General features: G+C 46.7%; 5 protein-coding genes. All 5 read left to right on the top strand.

Features of this window, described 5'->3' with window-relative positions; genetic code table 11:
- Positions 1 to 908: urease subunit alpha (locus ACWVCM_RS14130; protein WP_455202406.1), on the top strand; the 908-nt coding region annotated here is incomplete at its 5' end.
- A 14-nt stretch (positions 909 to 922) separates the two neighbouring features.
- Positions 923 to 1360 carry an urease accessory protein UreE gene (gene ureE, locus ACWVCM_RS14125; RefSeq protein WP_455202405.1) on the top strand — a complete coding sequence of 146 codons (438 nt, stop codon included), beginning with the start codon at positions 923 to 925 and terminating at the stop codon, positions 1358 to 1360.
- A complete protein-coding gene (locus ACWVCM_RS14120; RefSeq protein WP_455202404.1) occupies positions 1320 to 2045 on the top strand; it encodes an urease accessory protein UreF in 726 nt (241 codons plus the stop codon). The genes ureE and ACWVCM_RS14120 overlap by 41 nt, the downstream gene beginning before the upstream one ends.
- A gap of 101 nt (positions 2046 to 2146) precedes the next feature.
- Entirely contained in the window at positions 2147 to 2758 is a 612-nt protein-coding gene (gene ureG, locus ACWVCM_RS14115; RefSeq protein ID WP_455202403.1) for an urease accessory protein UreG, read from the top strand.
- Between the two features lie 366 nt (positions 2759 to 3124).
- On the top strand, positions 3125 to 3650 hold a 526-nt coding region (locus tag ACWVCM_RS14110; RefSeq protein ID WP_455202402.1), incomplete at its 3' end, for a TorF family putative porin.

Raw genomic sequence — 3650 nt, 5'->3', positions numbered from 1 at the left:
GCGCGATTCATACTTACCATACCGAAGGCGCCGGTGGCGGCCACGCACCGGATATTATTAAAGCCTGTGGTGAAGCCAATGTATTACCCTCGAGCACTAACCCCACTCGACCCTATACCGTTAATACCATCGATGAACACCTGGACATGTTAATGGTATGCCACCACCTGGATACCAAAATTGCTGAAGATGTTGCGTTTGCTGAATCCCGTATTCGCAAGGAAACCATTGCGGCAGAAGATATCCTGCATGACCTGGGCGCTTTCAGCATGATTGCTTCGGATTCACAAGCCATGGGACGTGTCGGTGAAGTGGTTTGTCGCACCTGGCAAACTGCTCACAAAATGAAAGTGCAACGCGGCGCATTGAAAGAAGACAGCAGCCGCAATGATAACTTTCGCGCCAAGCGCTACATTGCCAAGTACACCATTAACCCGGCCATCACCCATGGCATCGCTCACGAAGTAGGATCGGTCGAAGTGGGTAAACTGGCAGACCTCACTTTATGGAAACCCGCATTCTTTGGCGCAAAACCCGCGCTAATTATAAAAGGCGGGATGATCGTCGCCGCGCCAATGGGTGACCCCAACGCGTCAATACCTACACCACAACCTGTACACTATCGCCCTATGTTTGCCGCATTTGGCCAGGCGCGTTCTGCAACTTCGGTTTCTTTTGTATCCAAAGCCGCAGCGGATAACGGAATTGGGGAACAGTTAAAGTTAAGCAAACGGGTTATGGCCGTCAGCAACACTCGCGACATCAGGAAACAGGACCTGGTTCATAATAGTTACCAGCCCAAAATGGAAGTGGACTCCCAAACCTATGAAGTACGTGCAGACGGTGAATTACTGACTTGTGAACCCGCTAATATATTACCACTGGCACAACGCTACTTTTTGTTTTAGGCCCTGATAACGCAATGGCATTAATCAAAGTCACCGAACTACTGGAACAACCCGTATCGGCACAAGCGAGCTTGTCGCTGCCATTCGAACTAAGACAAAAAAGCCGCTTCAAAGCAAACCTCGACTCCGGGGAAGAAGTGGGACTCATATTACCCCGTGGTCGTGTATTGCGCGGTGGTGATTGCTTAAAAGCGGAAAACGGTTTGATCATCGAATTAAAAGCCGCACAGGAATCAGTAAGTACAGCAACCGCACCAGACCCGTTGACCTTGCAGCGCGCTTGCTATCATCTGGGTAACCGCCATGTACCACTTCAGATTACGGAAGGATGGATCCGTTATCTGGCAGATCATGTACTGGATGATATGGTCGTATCGCTAGGACTTACAATTAGCCATGAACAGGCACCCTTTGAACCCGAAGTGGGTGCTTACCATCATCACCACGACTAGCATTACCATGAATTCGTCACCCGCTTCTTCCTTACGCTTGTGGCAACTCATCAGCCCGGCGTTGCCTATTGGCGCATTTGCCTATTCGCAGGGCCTGGAATATGCCGTTGAGGAAGGCTGGGTTAAAGATGAAACAACTGCCGCACAATGGATCATTGGCATTATCAATCATTCCCTGTCATCACTGGATATTCCTGTATTGGCGAGACTCTACGAGGCGTGGCAAACCAGGGACATGGATAAGGTCATTTACTGGAACCGTTATCTTCAGGCTTCCCGTGAATCGAGCGAATTGCTCACCGAAGACAGGCAGATTGGCGGCACCTTGAAACAACTATTAACTAATCTGGAAATACCTGAAGTTAGCAACTGGCCTGAACCCGAACCACCTGGCTTTGCCACAATGTTTGCATTAGCGGCATCCCATTGGAGGATTACCCTTAATGAAACATGCCAGGGCTTTTTATGGTCGTGGAGTGAAAACCAGGTAGCCGCGGCAATTAAATTGATACCTTTGGGTCAAACTGCAGGCCAGCGTATTCTGTCCAAAGTTATTGATGAAATTCCAGCGGCGGTTAAACGTGGATTAAAACGAACAGATGAAGAAATAGGCATGGCGGCGCATGGTCTTGGTATTACCAGCGCATTACATGAAACACAATACACGCGATTGTTCCGGTCCTGAATTCTGCTTTCAATGACATTAAAAGTATTCGCAATGTTAGTATTACTAAATATCCCCCTCTCCCTTGAGGGAGAGGGAATTGATTTTTGAGAGAGCATCATATGAGCAAACAGGCATTACGAGTCGGTGTCGGTGGTCCGGTGGGATCCGGCAAAACAGCTTTGGTGGACGCATTGTGCAAAGCCATGCGCGACGATTACCAAATTGCAGTAGTTACCAATGATATTTATACCCAGGAAGATGCACAATTTTTAATGCGCAGCCAGGCACTGCCGGAGAATCGAATCATTGGCGTCGAAACGGGCGGTTGCCCGCATACCGCCATCCGCGAAGACGCCTCCATGAATCTCGCCGCAGTGAGCGAATTGAACAAACGGGTTGATAACCTGGATATCGTGTTTGTAGAAAGTGGCGGCGACAACTTAAGCGCTACGTTCAGCCCCGAACTTTCCGATCTCACCATTTATGTCATCGATGTAGCTGCGGGTGAAAAAATTCCCCGCAAGGGCGGCCCAGGTATTACCAAGTCAGACTTGTTAATTATCAACAAAACCGACCTTGCGCCCCTGGTTGGTGCATCGCTCGAAGTCATGGAACGTGATGCGAAAAAAATGCGCGGCATGAAACCGTTTGTTTTTACAAATTTGAAACAAGGAGAAGGATTAAAAAACATCATAGATTTTATAATCGATAAAGGAATGTTGTCTGAATAAGACAAATCAGCTGTTATCGATGTACAAAAATACAACGTTTGTATAAACACTCCACAGCTGAATCACTGTTCACTGCATTACAAATTCAACTCATTAATCTTGCCCCAACTTCATGCACTTAAAAAATACGCCGCATTATTTTAGTGCAAAACACATTGTTACGGTTTTGTTAAGATCCTTCTAAATTCACATAACCCTCTGTAATAAATATCTTTTTCACGTTTGGCACAGCCGATGCTATAGCCCTTGCAAAGCAAAGGCTCTGTTTAGCTTTTTGTTTTAGAGCAAAGGTCGATGCATCGCACGGTCAGCTCCTTAAACCCTTTAATTTTAACCTGGATGAAATAATAACTTGGGGAGACTCAAATGAAGCTAACGAAAAGATTTACCTCATTAACCGGTGCTGCCGCGCTTGCTATATCGGCAATGGCTACTCCCATGGCGGCACAGGCAGAAAACGAATTTACAGGAAACATCGGTGTATTTTCTAAATACTTATTACGCGGTATTTTTGAAGAGAATTCCGGTGCTGCCGTACAAGGTGGCTTAGACTATGCCTGGGAAAACGGTTTCTACCTCGGTTACTGGGGTTCAAGTTTAAGTTATTCATACACTGCAGATCCAAATGCAACGGAATACACTGGTACTGGTTTTGAAAATGATTTCTATGGTGGCTATGCCGGTTCCGCTGGAGATTTTGAGTACAACATTGGTTTAATTCAGTATGTTTACCTGCAGGTTGACGATTCTGATTTGACAGAATTGCTACTATCCGGCGGATTCAAAGGCTGGACCTTACAAGCTCAATACCTGTTATCTGATGGTTGGTGGGGCAACTCCGGTGATATCTACTGGACCTTTTATGGTGGATTTTCCTTACCCAAGGACTTCG

The sequence above is a fragment of the Kaarinaea lacus genome (assembly GCF_975902315.1).
The sequence above is the reverse complement of the archived record's forward strand: the minus strand, read 5'-3'. Positions and strand labels throughout refer to the sequence as shown.